Genomic DNA, 25,083 nt, shown 5'->3' with positions numbered 1-25,083 from the left:
GAACAACCGCTTATCTGGCTTGCGCCGTCTTGGGCAAATAATGCAGCACGGCGCGGTTTTCTTTGGTTAAATATTGGTTGGCTACGCGCATAAGGTCTTCCTTGGTCACGGCCAGAAACTTGTCCAGCTCTGTGTTGATCAGGTTGGTGTTGCCGTAAAGCGCGTGGTACGAGGCCAGTTTCTCGGTGCGGCCCTCAAGCGTGGCCAGGCCGTTGATGTAGTTGGTTTCTATCTGATTGCGCAGCTTCTGGAATTCCTGGTCAGTGATGGGTTCTTTTTTCACGCGGTCAATCTCAGTATCCATGGAACGCTCCAGGTCATGCACATCCACGCCCATGTTGGCCACGGCCAGGTTGATGAATAAGCCCGGATTTTCCATAGACATAGGAATAGATGCCACGGTCACGGCTTTCTGCTGGTTGTCTACCAAGGCTTTGTTTAAACGCGAACTCTGCCCACCAGACAGCAACGTGGTCAGCATACTGATGGCGTAAGAATCTGGCGTGCCCTGCGCCGGAATGTGGTAGGCCTGCACCACGGCGGGTAACTGAATGTTGTCAAAAACCACTTTTCGGCCTTCTTCTACTTGCTTGGGTTCTTCTACCGTGGGCCGGTGAATGGGCGTGGTACTCTTCGGGATGGCCCCGAAATACTGCTCCACCAGTTTCTTGGTCTGCTCTATGTCCAGGTCGCCGGCAATGGTGAGGGTGGCGTTGTTGGGCACGTAAAACGTCTTGTAGAACTGCATGAACTCTTGCAGAGACGCACGGTCAATGTACTGCGCTGAGCCAATGGGCACCCAGCGGTACGGGTGCACCGCGTACGCCGTGGCGAAGGTGTTTTCTAGCAAAGAACCGTACGGCTGATTGTCCAGGCGCTGTTTTTTCTCTTCTTTCACCACCTGGCGCTGCGTTTCTACGCCCTGCTGGTCAATTTTGGCAGATCTCAGGCGGTCGGCTTCCATCCAGAGGCCCAAAGCCAATTGATTAGAGGGCAGAATCTGGTAATAATAAGTTCTATCGAACGAAGTGTTGGCGTTCACGGCCCCGCCCGCGCTCTGGATCATGTTGATGTATTTGCCGCGCTCCACGTTCTCAGAACCTTCAAACATGAGGTGCTCAAAGAAATGCGCGAAGCCGGTGCGCTGCGGGTCTTCGTTCTTGGAACCCACGTGGTAGAGCATGGTCACGGCCACGGTGGGAGTGGTTTTGTCCTGGTGCAGAATCACGTGCAGCCCGTTGGGCAGGTCGTACTCGGTGAAGTTGATTTTGTTGCTCTGCGCCTGGGCGGTGAGCCCGGCACCCAGCAACAGGATGCTCAAAAATGTACGTTTCATTCAAAAAGCGTTAAAAATACTAAGGGTTTTGTCTGTTGGTTTGGTACTTGGGTTGGTTTCTGTTTTCGGGCTCAGAGCTTGTTTACATTTGTCTTTCGCGCTGCAAACTGGCATCAAAAGAACCTGGCTTTGCTTTTTTCTCGCACCATAGCGCTGCTATGCTGCTCAAAAAACGCTTCGCCAGAACCTTTCGCTCCCAGTTTTCGCTTGCAAAATCAAAATGTAAATAAGCTCCCAATTCTGAAAATGAGCCCGAAAACGGCTTTTTCTGGTGGGCTGGCCACAGGGCACTTCCCAGGTTTCCAGAATCTTCCCTTAAAATTAAGGCAAAATTTCTGAAAAATGGTTCCCCCGCGCCGGCTTGCCCGCAGATAGTGCTGATTTTTAAGCCGAAGGCATTAAACCTATTGCCGTATTCCTGCTCTAAATACCAAACCTCCTACCAAACAAAAAAGTATGAAAACCTTACAAAACCTTCTCAAATTTACCGGCGTCTGCCTGCTGCTGCTCGTCTCCACCGTTTCGTTCGCGCAGCAAGGCCAGGGCCAGGGTGCCCGCCTCACGCCCGCTGAGCGCACCCAAATGCAACTGGACCGCTACCAGAAGCAACTGGAACTCACGCCAGAGCAGGCCACCAAAATCAAAGACATTATCCTGGCCTCGGCCCAGGAAGTAGACAAAATGCGCACCGAGGCTGGCGGAGACGGCAACCGCCGGGAGGCCTTGCAAAGCCTGAACCAAAAGCGCAACGAGCAGATCAAAGCCGTGCTCTCTGATGCCCAGAAAGAGAAATTCGACAAGATGCTGGCCGAGCAGCAGGACCGTATGCAGAACCGCGGCGGCCAAGGCGGCGCACGCGGCAATAACTAGTAGCCAGTTCTTCATGTGATTCCTAAAAAGCCGGGGCCTTGCTTCGGCTTTTTCCGTTTTCGGCCTCGTTTGCGGAAATGAAGCCGAAAACAGGATTGGCGTAGACACTCGTAGGAGCTTCGCACACTACGAGGTCTTTTGAGTGGACGGTAATGGGGTGTTCGCCCGCAAAAAGAAATTTAGAAAAAGAAAGCAACGCGGGTGAGACAAGGCGGTGCCTGGTCTCTACAATCACAATGAAGGGAAATCCATGGAAATGTTTTGTTGTTCCTGTAGAGACCAGGCACCACCTTGTCTCTCACGGCTGAGGTCGCAAAAGCCTTTGCTCAAAAGACCTCGTAGTGTGCGAAGCTCCTACGAGTGTCTATGCCAACGGCTTTTTCCGTTTTCGGCCTCGTTTCTGGAAATGAGGCCTAAAACGCCCGGTTCTAAACGAAGTTGCCGCCCAATTCCAGCCACTTGCCAAAGCCTGCAGAAGATTCTATCTTACAGACTGATTCACCCTGCCCGCCTGCTATGAAATGGATAAAAGCTTTGTTGGCCACTGCCCTCACTGTGGTATTGGTCTATGCCCTCAACCGAACGTTTTTCCCGGTGCCTGCGCTGGGTTCCTTTCTGAGTCCGTATGAAGGGTTCTGGCGCGGTGTAGAGAAAGACGATGCTTTCAAAACCGAGGAACTGACCTTGGAAGGCGTGCAGGCACCGGTGCAGATACGGTTTGACTCGCTCCGCATTCCGCACATTTTCGCGCAGAACGACCATGATCTGTATTTCGCGCAGGGCTATCTTACGGCCAAAGACCGGCTGTGGCAGATGGAGTTCATGACGCACGCCTCAGCGGGCCGCCTGGCCGAAATCATTGGGCCGCAAGTCCTGGAGATGGACCGGTACCAGCGGCGCATGGGCATGCTCACTTCGGCCAAAGAATCCCTGGCCCGCATGCAAGCTGACCCCAACACCAACGCCGTGCTGGAAGCCTACACCGAAGGCGTGAACGCCTACATTTCGCAGCTACAGCCCCGGGATTATCCCTTTGAATACAAACTCCTGAATTACGCGCCTGAAAAATACACACCATTAAAAGTAGCCTTGCTCCTCAAACGCTTGGCGCTTGACATGACCGGTTATTCCGATGACCTGCGTATGACCAACACCCTGCGCAAATATGGCCCTGAGGTGGTGAAGGATTTGTTCCCGGATTATCCTTTCAAAGAAGAGCCTATTATCCCAATGGGTACCAAACCAGATTTTACGCCGCTGACCGTTCCGCCTGCGCCACCGGCATACATAGCCGCCTTGGCGCAGCACACGCTGGAGCGCCAAAAGCCCGAAAACCTCGGCAGCAACAACTGGGCAGTGACTGGAAATAGAACTGCCAGTGGTTATCCATTATTGGCCTCTGACCCGCATTTGGGCTTGAGTTTGCCGAGCATTTGGTATGTGTTGCAGTTGCATGCGCCGGGCGTGAATGCGTACGGCGTCACTATTCCGGGCGCGCCGGGGGTGGGTATTGGATTCAACGAGCAGATTGCCTGGGGCATGACCAACGTGGGTTCTGATGTGCTGGATTGGTACCAGATCACCTTCAAAGACAACTCGCGCCGCGAATACAAACACGGAAACCAATGGAAACCGGTGCGCCGTGTAGTGGAGAAAATTGCCGTGAAAGGCCAGGCACTGGTGCTAGACACGGTGCTCTACACACACCACGGTCCGGTGGTGTATTTGCCTGAGGAAGAAGCCTACCGCAGTAGCAGCACGCCCACCGGTCACGCCATCCGGTGGACAGCGCATGACAACCAGAACGAACTCCACACGCTCTACGCCGTCAACCGGGCCCGCTCTTACTCAGAATTCAGGGAAGCGTTGCGTACCTGGGCTGCACCCGCCTTCAACTTTGTGTATGCAGACTCCAGCAACATCGCCATCGTCTCCAACGGCTTGTACCCTTTGAAATGGCAAGGCCAGGGCAACTTCCTGCTGGACGGCGCCAACCCCGCGCACGACTGGCAGGGCTGGATTCCGATGGACCAGGTGCCGGCGGTATTTAACCCTAGCCGTGGGTTTGTGAGTTCGGCCAACCAGGTACCGGTGCACCCCCAGGACTACCCATATTACCTGGGCTCCAGCTTTGCCGGCTATGAACGAAGCGCCCGCATCAACCAGCGCCTCACCGCCATGACCCAGGCCACACCCGACAGCTTCAGAGTCATGCAAACGGATAATTTCAGCTTCGTGCCGAAGAACGCGTTGCCGACGTTGTTGGCCTTGGTGCAGCAGGAGAACCTGACTGCCGCACAGAAAAAAGCCTATCAAACCCTGGCTTCCTGGAACTACCGCTTTGACCCAGAACTGACCGCGCCCACGCTGTTTGAGGAATGGTGGCAGAGCCTGGCACGGGCAATCTGGAGCGATGAATTCCCCGCCGCCACCTACAAATCCCCGTCCCGCGACCGACTAGTGCAACTACTCCTGAATGAACCTCAGGCCCGCTGGTATGACAACGTAGAAACCCCGCAGAAAGAAACCCTAACAGACTTGGTGAACACCACCTTCCTGCAAGTAGCCGACAGCATGAATACCGCTGATGCCCAATGGAAATGGGGCCACGCCAAGAATTCCAGCATTAAGCATTTGGGTTTAGTTCAAGGCTTGGGTCACACGCTCAACACCGGCGGCAGCGCCAATTCCATCAACGCCCTCAACGGCAGCCACGGCCCGTCGTGGCGCATGGTGGTGCAACTGGGCCCCACCGTAAAAGCCTGGGGCGTATATCCCGGCGGCCAAAGCGGCAACCCTGGTAGCCGGTTCTATGACAACCTTTTACAGGACTGGCAAGCCGGGCAATTGCATGAACTGTTGTTTTTGAGGAATGCGGAGGATAGGAAGGAGAAGACGCAGGCGGTGTGGGTGATGAAGGGGAAGTAGAGTATTTTGAGTTATAAATTTTTAGCTAATTCATTAAATGCAACGGTACACAAAAATTATCACCTCAGCCTTAATACTTGTAATAGTTGGTTTTGCTGCTTTGATGTGGACAAATTTTCATTCAATGGCAATTGAAGACAGCTACGGTGATTTACAAGAGATTTTCTACAAAGCGAAAAGCGGTGATATCATTATAGATTCTAATAAAAGAGTAGGTTTTATCTACAAAGACTCTAAAAGAATTTTCGTGGAGGAAGACGATTGTATGAAAGATTTGAACAATTGGGCTAGTACCAAGGATGCGCAATTCAACCTAACGGTTTATCGGCCAGAATACTTTGAAACTTATACTAGTAACCCATCATATGAAGTAGTTATGAAGTTAATCAAAAGTCAGAAGCTTGTTCCAATAGTAAGTATTAAGTAGGCCCCAATTTGTCATCCTGAAAGGACCTTGTGGGCAAGTGAGGGAAGCGGTTGCAAAACTCACCTTCATTAATCCTTTTGTTATATGTCATATGAAAAATACATTTCTGCTTTTGATAATCGGATTAATACTTAATAGTTGCAGCAGCAATATTGTTAGGCTGAAAAAGGGCGGCTCTATTATAGTTGTTAAAAGAATAGAAGTCACTGATACTTTATCAACAAATGTAATTGGCAAAGTGGTTAATCGTTTTGAAGGTTTTGCTTTACCAAATGCAGAAGTGAGATTAGAGAATAGCCAAGAAGTATATACTGCAAAATGTGATAGTAAGGGAGCATTTGAATTTGCTAATATTCCTAAGGGAAAATATCGGATTATGACTAGTTTTATAGGTTATTCTAATTCTACTGATTCATTAGATATTAAAGCAGCAGAAAAAATTCAGATAAAGGTCAAGCTGTATACAGTCTATTAATGCATCAAGTCTAGAATCTTCCGCACAACATTGTTTAGATACAATCTCAGCTGACTCTCAACGTCGCCTATACTAACCCGTTGCATCATCAAGAAAAATTAAACTTGCCTACTCTATCAACCAAACTAAACCCACCCATGCTCTTCCTCCTAATCCTTCTCCTCAGCCTTATTGCCCAACTTTTCCTGCCGTGGTGGACCATTGCCATCATCTGTTTCGCCTTGGCTTTCTGGAAGGCGCAGCACGGGGGCAAGGCGTTTTTGGCGGGCTTCGCGGGGATTGGGCTCACGTGGTTGGGCGCGGCGCTGTACTGGCATATTATCTCAGACGGGATTCTGAGTGAGCGCGTGGCCACCATGCTATTCGTGAATTCGCCTTGGTTGTTGATAATTGCTACCGTAGTGATTGGTGGGTTCACCGGCGGACTGAGCGCAGTATCTGGGTTTCTGGTGCGGCGGGCGTTGGCCTAGCGTTTTCGGGCTCGTTTTCAGAAATGGAGCCTAAAATAGAACCTGCAGCGTCGTGGCACCGACACGACGTGGCGCTACTCAGCAGAGGCGTTGCTCGTTTCTGAAACCGTTCTTGGCAACAAGCACCTGTTTTTGACCAGGAGGAAAGCCTTTTTTAATTGAGACGTTTCAGCTTCGTAGCGTCTGCGCCAAATTTCCGTTTTTGGCCTCGTTTCCAGTTTTGAGCCCCAAAACGCACTTTTCATCCTTCCCAAAAAAATAGTTGAGAAAGTTTGTAATGCCCCGCCACCTGCCTCGTCTTTGTAATTGAATGGACTTAGAAGAGTTTAAAACCAAGGTACTCCCGGCCAAGCAGAAGCTGTACAGAATGGCGCTGTTCCTGTTGCAAAACAAGGAAGAGGCCGAGGATGCCCTGCAGGATGTGTTCCTGAAACTCTGGACCAACAAACACAAGTTGCACGCTTACGCCAGCATTGAGGCGTTCGCGATGACCGTCACCAAAAACTTATGCCTGGACAGACTCAAAAGCAGAAAGAACAAGCACCTGGTAGACGTCACCGACCTGGAGATGGGCAATGGAGAAATCACCCCGTACCAGCGCTCTGAGCAGACAGACCAGGTGCGCCACGTGCAGGAACTCCTGAAGAAACTGCCCGAACAACAAAGAATGGTGCTGCACCTGAGAGACGTGGAAGGCTACTCTTACGAAGAGATAGAACAAGTGACGGGCCTGCCGGTGAATGCGCTGCGGGTGAATTTGTCAAGGGCGAGAAAAAGCGTGCGCGAAGGACTTTTAAAGATGGAAAAGCATGCACACTGAACAGATAGAAACCTTACTGGAGAAATACTACAACGGTGAAACCTCGCTGGAAGAGGAAAGCCAGCTGGAGCAGTTCTTCTCCCATACAAAACTATTGCCAGACCACCTCAAGCCGCACGCGGTGCAGTTTCAGGTTTATGGCCAGGAAAAAGAGGTGGAACTAGACAAATACCTCTCAGAAGACTGGCTGTTTGAGAAGATTGAGAACCCGGCCAGAACTTTCAAAGCAACATCGGCGGCGCCGAAGAAAAACAACTTCTTCCAGCAGTATTACTGGCAGATGGCGGCGGGCATCAGCTTGTTACTGGCCGCGTTCTGGGGCGTGAATTATTACCGTGACAAAGGTTTTACTGCCAGCGGCAGCCCAGAAGTAGTAGCCCTGCAGCAGGAAGTGCGGGAGATGAAACAAGTGCTGGCCAGCACCTCGTCAGTGAACGGGGCCTCTGCCAGTGACCGCATACGAGTGGTAAGCCAGGAATTCAACACCCAGGATTTTTCATCCGCTGAAAACCAGGAAGTGACGCGGTTATTGATGAAAACCATGACCTCAGACGAAAACGTGAACGTACGGTTGGCGGCCTGTGAAGCGCTTTTTCAATTCAAGGAAGAACCCGCTGTGCGCAAGGCTTACATTCAGGCCTTGGGCCAGGAAAAAAACCCCTTGATGCAACTGGCCCTTATTGAAGTGGTCACGCATTTAAAAGAGAAAAAAGCCGTACCGCAACTGCAGAAACTGGCTAACCAGGAAAACCTTTTACCCATTGTCAAACTCAAAGCCCAGGAAGGCCTGGGCACCTTAATCTAAACTGAATCGGCAAGGCTGAGCTTTTAGAACTTCAGCACTTCCATTACCTTTTTTACCTTTTACTTTTATGAAAAGAGCATTGTTACTGGCAGGGGCTAGCCTCCTGCTTACCTGGAATTCCTTTGCCCAAACCGCGGTAGGCGGCGGCAGAAAATCTGACTCAGAAGAAACCCGCGGCGAGGCCAAAACCTTCAAAATGAAACTGGGGGGCGGCAAAGACAAACAAGTGCGCATCTTCATGTACAACAGCCACGTGCAGGTACTGGGCCACTCCGGTGATGACGTGATTATAGAAGGCCGCGGCACCGCGGCGGCTGGTGATGCAGCCCGCGCCGAAGGCCTGAAACCGCTCTACAACACCCTGGAAGACAACACCGGTATGGGCCTTTCAGCGGTGAAAGAAAACAACACGCTCACCATCACCAAAGCGTCCCGCGCCGGTGGACGGTACATCATTAGAGTGCCCAAAAACGCCTCTGTGCAGTACAAAGAAACCAACTGGACCGGCGGCAACCTGACCATGGCCGACCTTGACGGTGAAATTGAAGTGAAACTGAACAACGCCAGCGCCACGCTCAACAACGTGTCGGGCCCCGTGGTGGCCAACACCACCAACGGCACGCTTGACGTTAAATTCAGTTCCCTAGACCAAAGCAAGCCCAACGCCATCTCCACCGTCAACGGCAAAATTGACATTACGCTGCCCGCCAACACCAAGGCCAATTTCAAACTCAAGAGCTTGATGGGCGAAATCTATACCGACTTCGACATGAACCTGAAGAAGGAGGCCAAAAGCGACCTGCCTATGATTGGCGGCGGCAACAACATTGACGGCAAAACCAACGGCGGCGGCGTGGAAATGAGCATCCAGACCATTAACAGTGACATCTTCATCCGGAAGAAGAAATAAAGCAAAGGCATTTTTAACCTGATTCTTATGAAAAAGTTATTACTGCTCGCCCTGCTGCTGTGGGGTGCCGGGAACCTCCATGCCCAAACACAAGTCGTGGAAAAGACACTGGCTTTGCCCGCCTCGCAAAAAGTGAGCCTCAACCTCAAGTTCGGGAATGACATCAAAATCACCGCCTGGGACAAAAAAGAGGCCTACGTGAAAGTGACCTATGAAATCAATGAAGGGAAACTGAATGAAGCGTTTTTACTCTCCTTTGACCCCAGCGCTGATGTCTTGAAAGTGACCGCCGACTTGGACCATGAGCTCATGCGCAAAACGACCAGAACGCAGGCGTGCCCAGAAGGGCACAACAACAACTCCAGTTACATCAAAAACGGCGAAGTCATCCAGACCACCTGCACCTTTATCACTTATGAGATTTTCCTGCCCCGCAACGCAGACCTCACCCTGGAAACCATTAGTGCCAACATTGAGCTGCGCGGCCTCACCGGCACGGTAAACGCCAAATCCATCAGCGGTTTTGTAGACATGGACTGGTCGCCCAAAGCCGGTGCCAGCGTGGCCATGAAAACCATCACCGGCGAAGTTTTCTCTGACCTGGACATCGCGCTCAGAACCAAACGCCAAGAAGCTTCTTACGTGGGCTACCAACTCAAAGGCGACGTGAACGATGGTGGCCCCAGCATTAACCTGGAGACTATCAGCAATAACATTTATTTCAGAAGGAAGAAGTAATACCGTGCGGCGAGGAGCCGAGAAGTTTTGGTTGTTTAGTAGCGTACAGCGCCCGGCTCAGTCCCAGAGTCGGGCGTCTGTTTTTGCCCTCGTTTCTATTTTTGAGCCCGAAAACGCAAAATCCTTTCTGGTTTCTGAAGTCTTTTCCGCAACTTGGCTCCCGAACAAAAACATCCTCCATCTATGCGGTACGCGCTCACCAACGGCACCATTTATTCAGGCTATACCACCGCCCAGGGCTACGCGGTCTTGTTTGAAAACGGCCAAATCTTAGACCTGGTGCAAACCGATGAAATTCCCGAAGACTTTATCAAACTAGACGCGAACGGCGGCATTATCTGTCCTGGTTTTGTAGACTTGCAGGTGAACGGCGGCGGCGGCGTGTATTTCACCCAATACCCCACGCTGGAAAGCCTGAACACCATTAGAGACGCGCATCTGCAGTTTGGCACCACCAGTTTTCTGCCCACGGTTATCTCGGCGTTTCAGGACAAGATTCTGCAGACCATTGACGCCGTGCACCTGGCCATGCAGCAAAGCCCCAGCACGTTTCTGGGCATGCACCTGGAAGGCCCGTTTTTCAGCCCAGAGAAACCCGGCGCTCATGACACTGCCTGCATCAGAACCGCCACGCATGAAGAGCTAGACGTACTGCTGGAAGCCGGCAAAGATGTGATCACCTATTTGACCTTAGCCCCCGAGTGCGTCGAGGAAGGCGTCTTGAAACGGCTGGCCGAAAGCGGCATTGTCTTATCGGCGGGCCACAGCATGGCGACGTATGACCAGGCCCTGCACTTTTTTAACAACGGCGTGACTGCGGTGACTCACCTTTACAATGCCATGAGCGGCATTGACACCAAACAGCCCGGCCTGGCTGCTGCCACTTTAGATTACGGACAAGCCTGGACCGGTATTATTGTAGACGGACACCATTGTCACCCGTACGCGGTTAGGTTAGCCAAGAAAATGCTCGCTGAAAAACTGTTCCTGGTTTCTGACTGCGCCGCCTGCGTGGGTTCAGATATTCCGTTCACAGACTTCGGCAATTTCAAGTCTTTCTACCGCAACGGCCGCTGCGAAACCGAGGACGGACGCCTGGCTGGTTCGGCGCTGACCATGTTGGAAGCGGTGCAGAATACTGTAAACATGGTTGGTCTGGAAGTAGATGAAGCAATAAGAATGGCGACTTTATATCCGGCACAGGTGATGAAATTGGAAAACAGAGTAGGGCAGTTGGTACCGGGCGCGGCGGCGAATCTGGTGGTGCTGGGCCAGGACTTGCAACTGCAGCAAGTGTGGGTAGACGGCCAGGAAGTGGCTTTGGCTAAATAGTAATTTCTGTTTTCGGGCTCATTTCTGGAAATGCAGCCAAAAACAGAGACGCTACAAGGTCTTTTGGGCGATGGCTGCTGTAACCTCCGTTTTTGGAGATCAGAGAGCGCTTATCCTTTACAATAATTGCCATAAGCTTTTCCCCTTTTCTGCAGGCGGTGTAGAGACGCCGCTCGCTCAAAAGACCTCGTAGTGCGCGAAGCTCCTACGAGTGTCTGTGCCAGAAGCCTTTCCTTCGCCAAATCTCGCCAGTCCCTGTTTACAATAAATGTAAGCCCAGCCGTTTTTGGGCTCTGTTTCTGAAACGAAGGCAAAACCACCAAATCTTCCGGAGCAACTATAAGAATCCTGTGTTTTCATGCGCACAAACCGCGCTGGCACTTGCTTTCCTTTCCATTTCTGTGTAAAATTAAAGTTGTAAAGCAGACGCTTTCTATAGTTCTCCCTTTTACCACCAAACTAACAAACTTTTGAAACGACGTGATTTTATAGGACTGACCGCCATGGGCGTGGGAGGGCTTTGGCTTTCTGGCATCCCTTCGTTCGGTCACGAGATTGACCCGGCCCGTGCGCTGGAGCCCGTGAACGTGGCCCTGCACAAACGCCTTTCTGATGTGGCCCTCAACACCGCCAAAAGCAAAGGTGCCACCTACGCCGATGTGCGCATTGGCCGGTACCTGGCTCAGAACATGTTCACCCGTGAGAAGCAGGTGCAGGGCATTAGCACCACCGAAAGCTACGGCGTGGGCGTGCGCGTGATCGCCAACGGCACCTGGGGCTTTGCTGCTACCTCAGACGTGAGCGACAAAGGCATCATGAAAGCCGCCGAGCAGGCCGTGGCCATCGCCAAAGCCAACTCCAAATTGCAGAAAGAACCGGTAAAACTGGCTCCGCAGCAAGGGTACGGCGAAGTTTCCTGGAAGACGCCTATCAAGCAAAATGCCTTCGCGGTGCCGGTTTCTGAGAAAGCCGATTTGCTCTTGGCCGCTAACGCCGCCGCTTTGGCCGGTGGCGCCAACTTCGTGAACTCGGCCTTGTTCCAGATAAACGAGCAGAAATATTTTGCCTCCACAGACGGTTCTTATATTGACCAGGACATTCACCGCATTTGGCCCAACTTCACGGTAACCGCCGTAGACAAAGCCAGTGGTAAGTTCAAAACCCGTGATGCTTTGAGCGCGCCTATGGGCATGGGTTTTGAGTACCTGACCGTGAAAGCGCCTACCATGAAAGGCCCCGAAGGAACCGGCCTGATGGGCTATGATAAATATTATGACATTGTCGCAGACGCTGGTCTGGCCGCCAAGCAAGCGCGCGAGAAACTGACCGCCAAATCTGTGCTGGCCGGTAAATATGACTTGGTATTAGACCCGAATCACCTCGGCTTAACCATTCATGAATCGGTGGGTCACCCGCTGGAACTGGACCGCGTGCTGGGCTACGAAGCCAACTACGCCGGTACGTCGTTCGCAGACTTAGAGAAATGGAAAACCAAGAATTTCCCGTACGGCAGCAAACTGGTCAACATCTTCGCTGATAAAGTGCAGGAAGGCTCTCTGGGCGCGGTGGGGTATGACGACGAAGGCGTGAAAACCAAGCGCTGGGATCTGATCAAAGACGGAACCTTGGTCAACTACCAGGCCACCCGCGACCAGGTGCATATTCTGGGCGAAAAAGAATCACATGGCTGTTCGTACGCTGATAACTGGAGTTCGGTGCAGTTCCAGCGCATGCCCAACGTGTCTCTGGCCCCGGGTCAGCAGAAACTGAGCGTGGACGAGATGATCAAAGACGTGAAACGTGGTATTTACATTGCCGGCCGCGGGTCTTATTCCATTGACCAGCAGCGATATAACTTCCAATTCGGCGGTCAGCTGTACTATGAAATCAAAGACGGCAAGATTGCGGGCATGCTAGATGATGTGGCCTACCAGAGCAACACCCAGGAATTCTGGAACTCCTGCGCCGCCATCTGTGATCAAAGCGATTACCGCATGTTCGGCTCTTTCTTTGACGGAAAAGGCCAGCCTAGCCAGGTGAGCGCAGTTTCGCATGGATCTTCGCATACGCGTTTCAACGGCGTAAACGTGATTAACACCGGTCGGAAAATCTAGCGATTTTCTAGTTCTGAGTTCTGAGTCTTAAGTCCTGAGTTTAAATTGTAAAAATAAATTTTATGGCTGAAAGTATCATAGCTGCTAAGTCTTACAGTTTCGCGTTGCGGATGATTAAGTTGTATAAGCATCTGCAGAAAGAGCAACGGGAGTTTTATGTACTGACCAAGCAGGTTTTGCGAAGCGGAACTTCTATTGGGGCTAATGTGGAGGAAGCTTTAGGTAGCCCTTCAGGTGCAGACTTCAGAAATAAACTGACCATTGCGCTTAAAGAAGCCCGTGAAACCAGCTATTGGCTTAGGCTTTTTAAAGACTCAGAAATTATCTCAATTACCTCTTTTGAAAGTGTGCATCAAGATTGCCTCGAGATTATAAAAATCCTCAAAAGCATCATCCTCACCTCAAAAAAGAACGAGAAAAAGGGAAGCGCACCCCCAACTCAGGACTCAGGACTCTAGACTCAGAACTAAAATCAATTAGTTTCCATCAACATCAGACGAATCTAACAAATGGCAATATTATCTAAAGACCAAGCGCAGGCGCTCCTCAAAAAAGCCTTGAGCTATTCAAAAGCCGACGAGTGTGAGATCAACCTCAGCGGCTACAAAGGCGGCAACATCCGCTACGCGCGCAGCACGGTAAGTACCAGCGGCGAAGAAGAAAACATGTCGCTGAGCGTGGAGGCGCGGTTTGGCAAGCGTTCTGGCGTGGCCACCATCAATGAGTTTGATGATGCCTCGCTGGAGAAAGTGGTGCGCCGCGCCGAAGAGGTGGCCCGCATTGCGCCCGAAAGCCCGGAGTACGTGCCCATGCTCGGCCCGCAGAACTACCTGCCCAGCAACGCCTGGTTTAAAACCACGCATGACATCAACCCCGAGTACCGCGCCGAAGCTGCCCGCAAAAGCATGGTTCTCGCCGACAGCAAAAAACTGACCTCGGCGGGTTTCTGGGAAGACCGCAGCGGTTTCAGTGCCAAAATGAACTCCAAAGGTTTGTTCGCCTACAACCAAAGCTCTGGCGTTGACTTCTCGGTGACCATGCGCACCGAAGACGGCACCGGCTCTGGTTACGTGACCCGTGACGTAAGCGACGTAACCAAACTGGACACCGCCGTGGCTTCTGCCATTGCCGCCCAGAAAGCCATTGGCTCTATGCAGGCCAAAGCCGTGGAACCCGGCAAGTACACCGTGATTCTGGAGCCTACCGCGGCCGTAGATTTAATACAGAACATGTTCCGGAGCATGGACGCCCGCTCCGCGGAAGAAGGCCGAAGCTTTTTGAGCAAAACCGGCGGCGCCACCAAGCTGGGCGAGAAAATGTTTGACGCCCGCGTGACCATTACCTCAGACCCCACCAACCCAGAAATACCCACCTCCACCTGGGCCGGCGACGGTCGGGCCCACGAGAAAGTAACCTGGATTGACAAAGGTGTGGTGAAGAACATGCCGTATTCCCGTTTCTGGGCCGAGAAAAAAGGCGTGAAAGGCTTGCCTTCGCCGGGCGGCTTCATCATGACCGGCGGCAACCAAAGCCTGGAAGACTTAATCAAAGGCACCCAGAAAGGCATTTTGGTCACGCGTCTGTGGTACATTAGAGCCGTGGATCCGCAGACCCTGCTTTACACCGGCCTCACCCGCGACGGGACTTTCTACATTGAGAACGGCAAGATCAAGCACCCGGTCAAGAACTTCCGCTTCAATGAAAGCCCCGTGATCATGCTGAATAACCTGGAAGCCCTGGGCAAACCCGAGCGCATTGGCGGCAACCTGGTACCTCCCATGAAAATAAGGGACTTCACCTTCACCAGTTTATCTGACGCGGTATAAAAAGCCTCACCCCAAACCCCTCTCCCTGCGGAGAGGGGCTTTTTCGTTTTCGGGCTCGTTTCTGGAAATGAAGCCGAAAACGCAGAATCCTTTATTATATTTTTGCTTCATTAAGCTACTATCATTTTGTGAAAACACGTTTACTGTTTCTCTACTCGCTGTTTTTATTAGTATGGCCCCTTGCCGGGCAAAGCCAGCACATTGACCCTGCGTTTTCACCTGTGCTGGAGCGAAACGCTGACATCAACACCATTCTGCGCCTCCAGAGCGGCAAATTAGTGGTGGCCGGAGTCATTGATGCAGCTGAAGGCGACAGGGCTTATGGCCTTGTGAAAATGGATATTAACGGCAACCTAGACCCAAACTTTAAACCCCAAAGCGCTTATTTTAGCTATAGCACCCTGGCGTTGGCTGAACAGGCAGATAAGTTTTTGTTGGTTGGCGGCACCTTACTAGCAAATGCCACGCAACCCAATATTGGCATTGTCAGACTTCAGGAAAACGGAAGCCTTGATAATTCCTTTACCAGCCCTTTGGCTAGTGGGTCTGTGAGTACCATTCTAGTGCAGCCCGATGGCAAGTTGGTGATTGGTGGCACCTTTACCTTGAAAGGCAATGCCGGACTCAAGAACATTGCCCGGTTAAAACCAGATGGGGCCCTTGACGAAACCTTTACACTTACAACCGGGGCCCAGGGAAACGTGAAAGTGATTAGAGCTCAACCAGATGGCAAATTACTGGTGGCAGGAGATTTCACCTGGTTTGAAAATTCAACTTCTTACAAGAAAATGGTTCGGCTACAGCCAAACGGGGCAGTAGATTTTTCCTTTTCCTGGCAAAACCCTGTGCATGACCTCAATGGCATAGTTGACCTAATTACCAGCCCGGAAGGCCGCATTTATTTCGCTACCAAGCAGAAGGTCAACGTTTCTGATAATGGTTTTATAGGTGTGGGGAGTTTACTGATGAATGGCTCATCCACTTTCTTTCAGAACCCTATGTACAATGGTTCTGGTGATGCCTTAAGTGGCAACATTACCTCCTTGGCTTACCAAGACGGCAAGTTGCTATTGGGCGGATTCCTGCTGCATAGATCTGTGCCTTCTTTGGTGGCCCGCATTACGTTAGATGGGCAGTATGACGCTTCCTTTGCCAAGATCCGCGCAGAAGATACTGCTCCAGCCAGAGCGTTGGCGGTGCTTCCAGACAACACCTTTCTCATAGGTGGCACCATGGCCGAAGCCCAGGGCTTTTTCAGTAGTGGCCTTACCAAAGCAGACTTGGCCGGCCAGGTGCTCAATTCGTTTTCCCCAGATCTCAAGGCCGAAGCGGTAATCAGAAAAGTGCAGGTACAGCCTGATGGGAAGATTATCATTGCCGGCGACCTTTCCCACGTAAATGGCACCCATACCGGTACGGCTGCGCGGCTTTTCGCCAACGGCACCTTAGACCAATCGTTTACCCAGAGAACCCTTCTGCGGGGCGTTACGCCAATTTTCGGCCTACAGGGAGAAAAGCTCATCTTACTAAATTCAACCAACAGCGGTTTAGTGCGAATTGACCAGAACGGGCAGCTAGACAACACCTTCATACAAACACCTGCCACCGGAATCACGGCTGTAGCGGTGGCCCCTAACGGGAAAATTGTGGTCTCAGGCTCCATCAACGGGAAAAGTTTTGCGCGCTACAACGCAGATGGCTCTTTGGATCCCACTTTTGAGGTAAGTTCGTCTTTGGTGTACCCGGCGCGTAGTTTGGCAGTGCAAGCAGACGGCAAAGTACTGGCCGGTAAATGGTTTTCACCCGTTCCCACTTCGCCAGCAGAGTATATCATTAGGTTACACGCCAACGGTACGCTTGATGAAGGCTTCTCTATTGGTGCCGGTCCGCAGCATGCCATTGCCAGCCCTTACATCTTCAACACCTTGCCAGAACCAGACGGAAGAATTTTAGTGGTGGGGCAGTTCACTACTTTTAACGGAGGGCCCACTAACGGCTCTATCATTCGGCTAACCGAAGATGGTTCACGCATGGAGCCTTTTACCGTTCCAGGCGCGCAGTTAGGATCTGTGCTGGATGTGGCGAGAACCCCTGATAACACGTATTATTTGGCTGGACAACGCGTGAATGGCCTTTACAAGAGTTTGGCCAAGGTACTGCCGGGGCCGCTTTCCTCTGCAGAAGCTATAAGCAACAGCACTTTTGCCCATGTTTCCCCTAATCCGTTTTCGCAGGACTTGCACTTGATATTGAAAAACCATCCTACCACTCCCGTCTTGGTCAGAATACTGTCATTGCACGGGCAGGAAATGTATAACACCAGCTTTCCGCAGGGTGCAAAGGCAGAGCAGTATGTTCTTAGGCCAACTGGCCTGGCAGCCGGAACGTATCTGGTGGAAATCATTTATAACGGCAAGAAAGCCACCCAACGCCTCATAAAATTACCGTAATACTTTGCTAGCCCCGTTCACTTTCGCCCGCCTGCAATACCGTTCCGGCAACTGGGACACTGACCAGCGTATGCCGTCAAACCTGCTGCATTCGTTGGTGGAGTACACCACCGTGCCCGTGGTGGAGCAAGAGAAAGTGGTCAGCCTGGAAAGCACAGACATTTTCAGGTACCCGTTCTGCTATTTGAGCGGCCACAAGCTGGTGCAGTTCAACGCCAAGGAGAAAGCCAATTTCACCAGGTATGTGCAGAACGGCGGCTTCGTGTTTGTAGATGATTGCAACCATGACATTGACGGCCTATTTGCGCGGAGTTTTGAGGAGCAGATGCGCGTGTGCTTCGGGCCGAAGGCGCTGAAAAAAATTCCCAACAATCACGCGCTGTATTCTTCTTTCTTCAAGTTTGAGGAAGGTCCGCCCACCACATCTTTTGAACTCAACGGCTGGGGCGATGACCTGGTGCATGACTACCTCAAAGCCTATGAAGTGAACGGAAGAATTGGCGTGCTCTACAGCAACAAAGACTACGGCTGCGAGTGGGACTATGACTTTAGGAACAAGCGCTGGCTGGCGGAGGACAACACCAAATTCGGGGTGAATATCTTGATGTACGCGCTTACCAGTTAATTAAAAATTAAGAATGAGGAATGGGGAATTAGGAATTAGCGGTGGCGTTTTGGGGCTCATTTCTGGAAACGAAGCCAAAAACGGAAAACTGCTTGCGTAGTTTTTAACCAGTTCTTTTCTAGGGTCAGGCATTCGGGCGTGCAAGACTTTGATAAACACTTGGTCAAATGAATTACTTCCTTTTAGTTTGGCCAGATAAAGGCTTTCCCACGCTTCAGCATAGTCTCTTTTATAAAATAAAACCTTCGCGTTAAGATGATGGGCGTAGGCGTAGTTTGGGTTTACAGCCAAGGTGTGACGGATTAACCTCTCAGCATGTGAGATATCTGAGGAAGAGGGAGCTGTCTTCTGTTTGACAATAATCATAAACACGTAATCTTTGAGCAGTTCAATATTTGAGGAATCACACCGAAGACCCCGATCGAAATTATCGAATGATTCTTTGTAGGCCTCAAACATACCCGTTATATACCCAAAACCATGGTACGCCTCTGCATTGGTTGAGTCCAGCAGCCACGCCTGGTTGAACCGGTACATAGCCGTAATTACTTCTCTGTTCTGGACATATTGCCATCCCATGGCTGAAAATTCCTTACTACTCGCGGGTCTAGTTCCGCCTTGTTTATCCACGGTAGCCAAAAATTTCTGGTCTGCTGCCAACATGCTCTTTGATTTAGGTTTGCCGCCATACATCGGCAACAAACTGGGCTTCTTTTCGCCGCGCTTCTGCCACTCTTTCCATAAATCAGACTGCGCGTGCGCTTGGAAAACAGACGACAAGAACAAAAAGAGGCAGAAGAGCTTTTTCATGCGCGGAATTTTGTAAAAAGTGGTGAACCTAAGGTACTCAGAAAAATTTTGCCGGTGGCAAAGCTCTTTCTGTTTTTCGGCTCATTTCTGAAAACGAGGCCAAAAACAGAAAGACAAATCCAGTCTAATCGCTTACTTTAGCCAATACGAACCGTTTAGCTTTCACCCCGCCCTTGACTGCACAAGAAGTAACCCAGTTGTTAAGCAAACTGCCCACGCTGCGGCAGGAAATAGGTAAAATTATTGTAGGCCAGCAGGAAGTACTGGACGAAGTGCTCATCACGCTTCTGGCCGGCGGCCACGGCCTGCTGGAAGGCGTGCCCGGCCTCGCCAAAACGCTTTTGGTCCGCACCCTGGCCAGCGCCATGGAGTTGCCGTTCCGGCGCATCCAGTTCACGCCAGATTTGATGCCTACTGACATTCTGGGCACCGAAGTTTTGGAAGAGGACCATGTGACCGGCAAGCGTTTCTTCCAGTTTAACCAAGGCCCCATCTTCGCCAGCATTGTACTCGCCGACGAAATCAACCGCACGCCGCCCAAAACCCAGGCTGCGCTGCTGGAGGCCATGCAGGAATTTGAGGTGACCTACGCCGGCAAAACCTATCCTTTGCCCCGGCCGTTTTTCCTGCTCGCCACGCAGAACCCCATTGAACAGAGCGGCACGTACCCCTTGCCCGAGGCCCAACTGGACCGTTTCCTGCTCTACATCAAAATCAAGTACCCCACCGAGCTGGAGGAAATCTCCGTGTTGAAAAGCACCACCGGCGGCGCTCGTGAAAAAGTGCAGCCTATTCTGTCTGGGCCCGAGGTTCTGGCCTTGCAAAGTCTGGTGCGCGAGCTGGCCATCTCAGACGAATTGGTCAGCTATGTTGCCCGTCTGGTGCGCGCCACCAGGCCAGAAGACAGCCCGGTGCCCTTCGTGCAGGAATTTGTACGGTGGGGCGCCGGTCCCAGAGCAGGACAGGCCCTCATTCTCACCGCCAAAGCCAGAGCGTTGCTCCAAGGCAGGTTCGCGGTAACCTTGCCTGACCTGCAGACCATGGCCTACCCCGTGCTACGGCATAGAGTGTTAGTGAATTTCACGGCAGAGGCAGAGAATATTTCCACAGATAGAGTAGTGGAAGAACTCCTGAAAGGCGTGGAGCTGCCGAAGGAGGTGTTGCGATAAAGCACGTATAAGGCCTGAGAAACTTGGCCTGCTTATGCCTTTCAACCAGCACTACAACAAACACCTGAAGGCTTTCGCCAAAAACCACCGGCAAGGTTCCACCAAAGCCGAAATCAGGTTATGGTGTGAATTGTTGAACAAAGGAAAGCTAGGCGTCTCTTTTCTTCGGCAGCGGCCCGTGGGAAACTACATTGCAGATTTTTTATGCAAGGAACTGATGCTGATTATTGAAGTTGACGGTTATTCCCACAACTTTAAATCAGACGAAGATTCCGCAAGAGACAAAGTATTGTCTGACTTAGGCTTTACAGTTCTTAGGTTCTCAGACAATGAAGTGATGCATGATTTGCCCAATATACAGCGAACATTGGAAACTTGGATTGCAGAAAAGAAGGCTCCAAATTTATAATTTTTTGTGCACGCATATCGTCCCCCTTTGAAGGGGGTAGGGGGATGATTTAGACCACTGAAGATGCATTAGCTATAAAAAAAGCAACATGTTAAAATATTTCTCGGGAATGCTTTCAATCAGCAAATGTAAATCATCCCCTACCCCCCCTTCAAAGGGGGGACGAAAAAGCTCCTAAAAATTCAATAATTACTCAACACTAAGTAACAATGCCCCACCGCCTTCTCAATCCCCAGACCTTTGCCGCTATCAAAGACTTGCGCCTGGTGGCCAAGGCCGTGGTAGATGGGTTTCTGCTGGGGCAGAACCAGAGCATCCGGCGGGGGGCGGGCATTGAGTTTGCGCAGTATAGAAGTTACCAGCCCGGCGATGATTTGCGGCAGCTGGACTGGAAGATGTTCGCGCGGTCAGACAGGTATTACATCAGGGAGTCTGAGGTGGACAGCAGCGTGGCCGTGCGGTTTGTGGTAGATGCCAGCGGCTCCATGGCCCACCAAGACGGAGACCTCAGCAAGCTGGACTACGCCCGGTTTCTGGTGGCGGCGCTGGCCTACCTGGCCACCCAGCAAGGCGATGCCGTCGGGCTTTTTATCTTGCAGGAAAACCAGTTGGTGCAGCTCGCGCCGCAGCAGGGCAGCCAGCACATGCAGCGGTTCTTCCACCAGCTCAGCCACGTGAAACCCAACGGCCAGTTCCCCGCGGCAGACCGGTTGGCCCCGGTGTTCGCCAGAAAACGGCAACGTGAAATCACCGTGCTGGTCACGGATATGTACGAGCAGACCACAGAGATTTCTGACACGCTCCGCAAGATTGGCGCCCGCGAAAAAGACACGCTTCTATTTCACCTCATGGGCCGCAACGAACTGGAATTCAACTACCAGGGCCAACTGCAGTTCCAAGATCTAGAGACCGGCCAAACCCTGCAACTTAACCCAGACACCCAGCGCGAAGCCTACCTACAACACCTCCAGACCTGGCTCCAGGCCCTGGAAACCGAAACCCGCAAAAAACAGATCCACTATGAACGCTTCCACCTGCATGAACCGCTGGACAAGGCACTTCGGGCGTTTCTGCTGAGCCGGGCGAGACAATAAGAGGAGTTCTGAGTCTTGAGTTCTGAGTCCTGAGTTGCCGTTTCTGGGCTCAAATTCAGAAATGAAGCCGAAAACGGCTTGGATTTTTTCGCGCATTTCGTCCCCCTTTGAAGGGGGTAGGGGGATGATGTACTCGTGCTGATTATAAACATTCCCGAGAACCAATTCTACCAGCTGCATTTTTATAGCTAATGCATCTTCAGCGGCCTTTATCATCCCCCTACCCCCTTCAAAGGGGGACGAAATGCGTCAAAAATTCACGCCAGAATAAGTTTAAAGCAGGCAAAGAAATAATCCTTCAAATACCCAAAAGCCTTTGCTCAAATGACCTCGTAGTGCGCGCAGTTCCTACGAGTGTCTGCGCCAATTCCCGTTTTCGGGCTTGTTTTCAGAAATGAAGCCGAAAACAGAACGCTTGCTCCTTATCTTTACCCGCAACAAAAGAACAACTATGGCAGAGGGTTACGTGGGCATTGGCATTTTCATGCCGAGGAGTGAGACCAACATGGGCACGCTGTGGCGGTCGGCGTCTTTGCTGGGGGCCAGTTTTATTTTCACCATTGGCCGGCGCTACCAGAAACAGAGCTCAGACACCAACAAAAGCTGGGCCCAGATTCCGCTGTATAACTACACAGATTTCGAGGATTTCTTCCGGCATTTGCCCTACAGCTGCCAGTTGGTAGGTGTGGAGTTGGATGAAAAAGCCGTGCCCGTGGAGCAGTTTCAGCACCCAGAGCGCTGCGTGTATCTGTTGGGTGCCGAAGACCACGGACTTCCGCCCACCGTGCTCTCCAAATGCCACCACCTGGTGCAGTTGCCGGGCAAAACGTCGTTGAACGTGGCCTCGGCGGGGACGGTGGTCTTGTATGACCGCCATTTCAAAAAGCAACTCGGCCAGAAGTGAGCAGGCGTTTTTGCGTGCATGAATTCCGGCGGAATACTGGCCAGGAGATAGGAAATACCGCGCCAAGCCAGTAACTTGGTTCCTGCCGTTGACCTCTTCAATGGCTTGCGATTTATGTGGTACTTCTTGCATCTAAAAAGGTAGTTTGTTCCAGTTTCTACACCCCAGTTGGTTATGGGCGGCGGTAGCGGTGGCGGTGCCCATTGCCATTCATCTTTGGAACAAGCGCCCGCCCCAGACGGTGCTGGTGGGCAGTATTAGGTGGTTGCAGGCGTCGCAGAGCCAGAAACTCAGCCGACTCCAACTGTCGGAGCCCTGGCTGCTGTTGTTCCGCTGCCTGTTGTTGGTAGTATTGGCCTTGGTGTTGGCCCAGCCTTTCTACAAGCGCCAGATAACCGCCCAGCCTGAACGGCACGCCTATCTGCATCCGGCGATGCTGCAAGAAAACTATCTTCCCCAGATTGCCAAAACTGTAGATTCATTGGCACAGAACGGGTGGCGAATTCACCTGTTGACCCCTGGTTTCCCTAATCTTCCGGTAAACCCAGAAACGTCCATCACTACTTTTCAGGCAGATGCCTCGGCCACAGATACTACCAATGCCTGGGCCCTATTGCGGGTTCTCAACAGAAGTCTTCCGGCGCATGCGCAGGCCTGGGTGTTCAGCACAGATTTGCTCCGGCACCACCGCGGCGAATTCCCTGCGCTAGCGCCCAACATGACGTGGGTGCCGGTGAGCGTTCCGCAGACAAACGTCTGGTTGCAAGAGGCGTTCTACACTACTTCGGGCCAGTTGCGGCTCCAGTTCGGGAAAAGCAATGGCCAGGAAGTCACGTTCCTGGAGAGAAAAGTACCGAAACCCGTGCCGGGGCAAATCCTCACACTACCAGAATTCCCCTCGGTTCGATTCTCACAAAATGCTACTTTGGACTCCCTCACGCTGCAAGGCGGTGCCCGAAATTCAATTCCAGTGACTACCGCGCCGCTTCGGGTCTTGGTCCGTTTTGACCAGGCGCGGCAAGCCGATGTGCGGTATCTCAAAGCCGCGTTGCAAACGGCGCTGAATTACCGCGGAGCTGCGGTTGACCTCACCGTTTCCTCGGCTCCGCAAGCCATGCCCACCGCCGCGCCCCACTGGGTTTTCTGGCTCACAGACGAACCACTGGCCCCGTTTTTGGCCTCATTTCCAGAAACGAGCCTGAAAACGCTGCAAGACGCACCTACCTCGGCCCGCATCCAGAAATCCGAAAGCTGGCTCCAGATTCCCGGCCTCGCGCAACCCGTGTCCCTGCATCAGCGCGTACCCGCCCCCGTAAACCCTGCCGCGGCTGTGCTCTGGCAAGATGGTTTCGGGCAGCCTATGCTCACCCAGGAACAAGCCGCGCGCCACACGCAGTACCGGTTTTACAGTCGGTTTCACCCAGCCTGGAACGCTTTGGTAGACAATGGTCACTTCCCGGAACTGCTGTTGCGCCTGCTCTTCCCAGAAAACACTGCCTGGAAAACCTTATATGACGCCCGCACCCTGCCCGCCGCCGTGGAAATCCCCCGCGCGTTTTCGGGCTCGTTTCTGGAAATGAAGCCAAAAACGGAAGAAGTATTGGACCTAAAACCGTGGCTGGTGGCTTTGGCGGCGCTGTTGCTGGCATTGGAAAGATGGTTGGCGGGGAGGAGGGGAAACCAATTATCTACACTGAAATGAAGTTCTTTAGCTCAAGTCAGCTTCTCCTTATGGCCTTGACTATTTTGGCTTTTCTATTTTCTTGTAAAAGTAGAAGTACGGCTATTGTTGATCCTCCTGTGCCCACACAAGAAACGGCACTTCCTCATGCTACTAATGCCAAAACAGATTCTCTTCAGAATTTTGCATGGGAAAGCAGTTATTGTGAACATCAAGGCAAATACAATTCTAAGCTATATTCAGCGAAACAATTAAAGGACACTCATTATTTATGGCATAAGTTTGAAAGTCTCAATGAATTAGAAGACGTTACTTTTATGTCTCTACAGGAGTTGACTGCTGACACCATTAAAAGAAAAAGCATTAAGCTTGATGCTGATTACCGAAGCGCTACAGATAGGTTAAAAAACTTGAAGTTGATTCCATCTAAGTTCTGGGCTACCGTTAAAGATTTAAAACTAAAAGAGCTTGAGGAATTATATGCGTTGAGGAAACTAACCATTGAAGCATATAGAACACCAGTTATACTTCTCAACAATAGTTATTCAAAAAAATGTGAAGTCTATGTTAACGCGTTGGCATCTGAAGACAGCGTTTTGTTATTCAAGGCCTGGGAGAATCTTATAGAAGAAAAGAAAAAGAACAATGGTGCCCCAGAAAAATTAGCTGCAAAATTCAAGGAGCAAAGGCAATCTCCTGAAAGACTTCAATATGCAAAAATTGAACTTATGACATTTGGTTGGTGGAACTGCGCCAATCATCAAAGAAAGTATAACAGTCTCTACAGAGAAATGCCAATGGAAGAAGAGTTTAACAAGCTTTTCGTTAAAATGGATTCTGATTGTGATGATGTAGATTAATTACTCTGCCATTCTTTAAATTCTAGCCAA

23 protein-coding genes are annotated in these 25,083 nt (G+C 51.4%); 21 read left to right on the top strand and 2 right to left on the bottom strand.

The features are described 5' to 3' along the window. Positions 1 to 10 precede the first annotated feature (10 nt). The gene (locus IMY23_RS15025; protein WP_192822881.1) at positions 11 to 1,336 is read right to left on the bottom strand and encodes a pitrilysin family protein; all 1,326 of its coding nucleotides are present in this window, start codon (positions 1,334 to 1,336) and stop codon (positions 11 to 13) included. Between the two features lie 456 nt (positions 1,337 to 1,792). Here IMY23_RS15025 and IMY23_RS15020 point away from each other — a divergent pair, with 456 nt between their 5' ends. From IMY23_RS15020 to IMY23_RS14950, 15 genes are all read left to right on the top strand, one after another. Next, the gene (locus IMY23_RS15020; RefSeq protein WP_192822880.1) at positions 1,793 to 2,206 is read left to right on the top strand and encodes a hypothetical protein; all 414 of its coding nucleotides are present in this window, start codon (positions 1,793 to 1,795) and stop codon (positions 2,204 to 2,206) included. A 516-nt stretch (positions 2,207 to 2,722) separates the two neighbouring features. Next, a complete protein-coding gene (locus IMY23_RS15015) occupies positions 2,723 to 5,134 on the top strand; it encodes a penicillin acylase family protein (protein ID WP_192822879.1) in 2,412 nt (803 codons plus the stop codon). Between the two features lie 37 nt (positions 5,135 to 5,171). Further along, a complete protein-coding gene (locus tag IMY23_RS15010; protein ID WP_192822878.1) occupies positions 5,172 to 5,561 on the top strand; it encodes a hypothetical protein in 390 nt (129 codons plus the stop codon). Between the two features lie 91 nt (positions 5,562 to 5,652). Next, complete coding sequence (locus IMY23_RS15005) at positions 5,653 to 6,036, top strand: carboxypeptidase-like regulatory domain-containing protein (RefSeq protein ID WP_192822877.1); 384 nt, start codon at positions 5,653 to 5,655, stop codon at positions 6,034 to 6,036. Between the two features lie 137 nt (positions 6,037 to 6,173). Continuing rightward, entirely contained in the window at positions 6,174 to 6,506 is a 333-nt protein-coding gene (locus IMY23_RS15000) for a hypothetical protein (protein WP_192822876.1), read from the top strand. Positions 6,507 to 6,816: 310 nt separating this feature from the next. Next, on the top strand, positions 6,817 to 7,326 hold the full coding sequence (locus IMY23_RS14995) for an RNA polymerase sigma factor (RefSeq protein ID WP_192822875.1): 510 nt from the start codon (positions 6,817 to 6,819) through the stop codon (positions 7,324 to 7,326). Beyond that, on the top strand, positions 7,316 to 8,131 hold the full coding sequence (locus IMY23_RS14990) for a HEAT repeat domain-containing protein (protein ID WP_192822874.1): 816 nt from the start codon (positions 7,316 to 7,318) through the stop codon (positions 8,129 to 8,131). Before IMY23_RS14995 ends, IMY23_RS14990 begins: the two co-directional genes overlap by 11 nt. Positions 8,132 to 8,198: 67 nt before the next feature. Then, positions 8,199 to 9,041: a DUF4097 family beta strand repeat-containing protein gene (locus IMY23_RS14985; RefSeq protein ID WP_192822873.1), complete on the top strand. Its 843-nt coding sequence runs from the start codon at positions 8,199 to 8,201 to the stop codon at positions 9,039 to 9,041. 27 nt (positions 9,042 to 9,068) lie between these two features. Beyond that, positions 9,069 to 9,779 (top strand): hypothetical protein, encoded by a 711-nt coding sequence (locus IMY23_RS14980; protein ID WP_192822872.1) that lies wholly within the window; start codon positions 9,069 to 9,071, stop codon positions 9,777 to 9,779. Between the two features lie 183 nt (positions 9,780 to 9,962). Beyond that, the gene (gene nagA / locus IMY23_RS14975) at positions 9,963 to 11,111 is read left to right on the top strand and encodes an N-acetylglucosamine-6-phosphate deacetylase (protein WP_192822871.1); all 1,149 of its coding nucleotides are present in this window, start codon (positions 9,963 to 9,965) and stop codon (positions 11,109 to 11,111) included. Positions 11,112 to 11,581: 470 nt separating this feature from the next. Next, positions 11,582 to 13,225, top strand: a complete 1,644-nt coding sequence (locus IMY23_RS14970; RefSeq protein WP_192822870.1) for a TldD/PmbA family protein — start codon at positions 11,582 to 11,584, stop codon at positions 13,223 to 13,225. 62 nt (positions 13,226 to 13,287) lie between these two features. After that, on the top strand, positions 13,288 to 13,683 hold the full coding sequence (locus IMY23_RS14965; RefSeq protein ID WP_192822869.1) for a four helix bundle protein: 396 nt from the start codon (positions 13,288 to 13,290) through the stop codon (positions 13,681 to 13,683). A 51-nt stretch (positions 13,684 to 13,734) separates the two neighbouring features. Further along, positions 13,735 to 15,051: a TldD/PmbA family protein gene (locus IMY23_RS14960; protein WP_192822868.1), complete on the top strand. Its 1,317-nt coding sequence runs from the start codon at positions 13,735 to 13,737 to the stop codon at positions 15,049 to 15,051. Between the two features lie 128 nt (positions 15,052 to 15,179). After that, on the top strand, positions 15,180 to 17,501 hold the full coding sequence (locus IMY23_RS14955) for a T9SS type A sorting domain-containing protein (protein ID WP_192822867.1): 2,322 nt from the start codon (positions 15,180 to 15,182) through the stop codon (positions 17,499 to 17,501). Positions 17,502 to 17,505: 4 nt separating this feature from the next. Then, positions 17,506 to 18,126, top strand: coding sequence for a DUF4159 domain-containing protein (locus IMY23_RS14950; RefSeq protein ID WP_192822866.1), 621 nt, complete (start codon positions 17,506 to 17,508; stop codon positions 18,124 to 18,126). Here IMY23_RS14950 and IMY23_RS14945 read toward each other — a convergent pair whose 3' ends face one another. Then, positions 18,127 to 18,936 carry a M48 family metallopeptidase gene (locus tag IMY23_RS14945; RefSeq protein WP_192822865.1) on the bottom strand — a complete coding sequence of 270 codons (810 nt, stop codon included), beginning with the start codon at positions 18,934 to 18,936 and terminating at the stop codon, positions 18,127 to 18,129. Positions 18,937 to 19,109: 173 nt separating this feature from the next. On the opposite strand from IMY23_RS14945, the gene IMY23_RS14940 reads away from it, so the two are divergent. From IMY23_RS14940 to IMY23_RS14915, 6 genes are all read left to right on the top strand, one after another. Then, the gene (locus IMY23_RS14940; RefSeq protein WP_192822864.1) at positions 19,110 to 20,105 is read left to right on the top strand and encodes a MoxR family ATPase; all 996 of its coding nucleotides are present in this window, start codon (positions 19,110 to 19,112) and stop codon (positions 20,103 to 20,105) included. Between the two features lie 34 nt (positions 20,106 to 20,139). After that, entirely contained in the window at positions 20,140 to 20,514 is a 375-nt protein-coding gene (locus tag IMY23_RS14935; protein ID WP_192822863.1) for an endonuclease domain-containing protein, read from the top strand. Positions 20,515 to 20,723: 209 nt separating this feature from the next. Continuing rightward, positions 20,724 to 21,608 carry a DUF58 domain-containing protein gene (locus IMY23_RS14930; RefSeq protein WP_192822862.1) on the top strand — a complete coding sequence of 295 codons (885 nt, stop codon included), beginning with the start codon at positions 20,724 to 20,726 and terminating at the stop codon, positions 21,606 to 21,608. 451 nt (positions 21,609 to 22,059) lie between these two features. Beyond that, positions 22,060 to 22,512, top strand: coding sequence for an RNA methyltransferase (locus IMY23_RS14925; RefSeq protein ID WP_192822861.1), 453 nt, complete (start codon positions 22,060 to 22,062; stop codon positions 22,510 to 22,512). Between the two features lie 145 nt (positions 22,513 to 22,657). After that, on the top strand, positions 22,658 to 24,214 hold the full coding sequence (locus IMY23_RS14920) for a BatA domain-containing protein (protein ID WP_192822860.1): 1,557 nt from the start codon (positions 22,658 to 22,660) through the stop codon (positions 24,212 to 24,214). After that, positions 24,127 to 25,053, top strand: coding sequence for a hypothetical protein (locus IMY23_RS14915; RefSeq protein ID WP_192822859.1), 927 nt, complete (start codon positions 24,127 to 24,129; stop codon positions 25,051 to 25,053). The genes IMY23_RS14920 and IMY23_RS14915 overlap by 88 nt, the downstream gene beginning before the upstream one ends. Positions 25,054 to 25,083 lie beyond the last annotated feature (30 nt).

Origin of the sequence: Rufibacter sp. LB8 (assembly GCF_014876185.1) — a bacterium.
Classification (GTDB): domain Bacteria; phylum Bacteroidota; class Bacteroidia; order Cytophagales; family Hymenobacteraceae; genus Nibribacter.
Note: the sequence above shows the minus strand (reverse complement) of the source record. Positions and strands in the feature narration are given on the sequence as shown.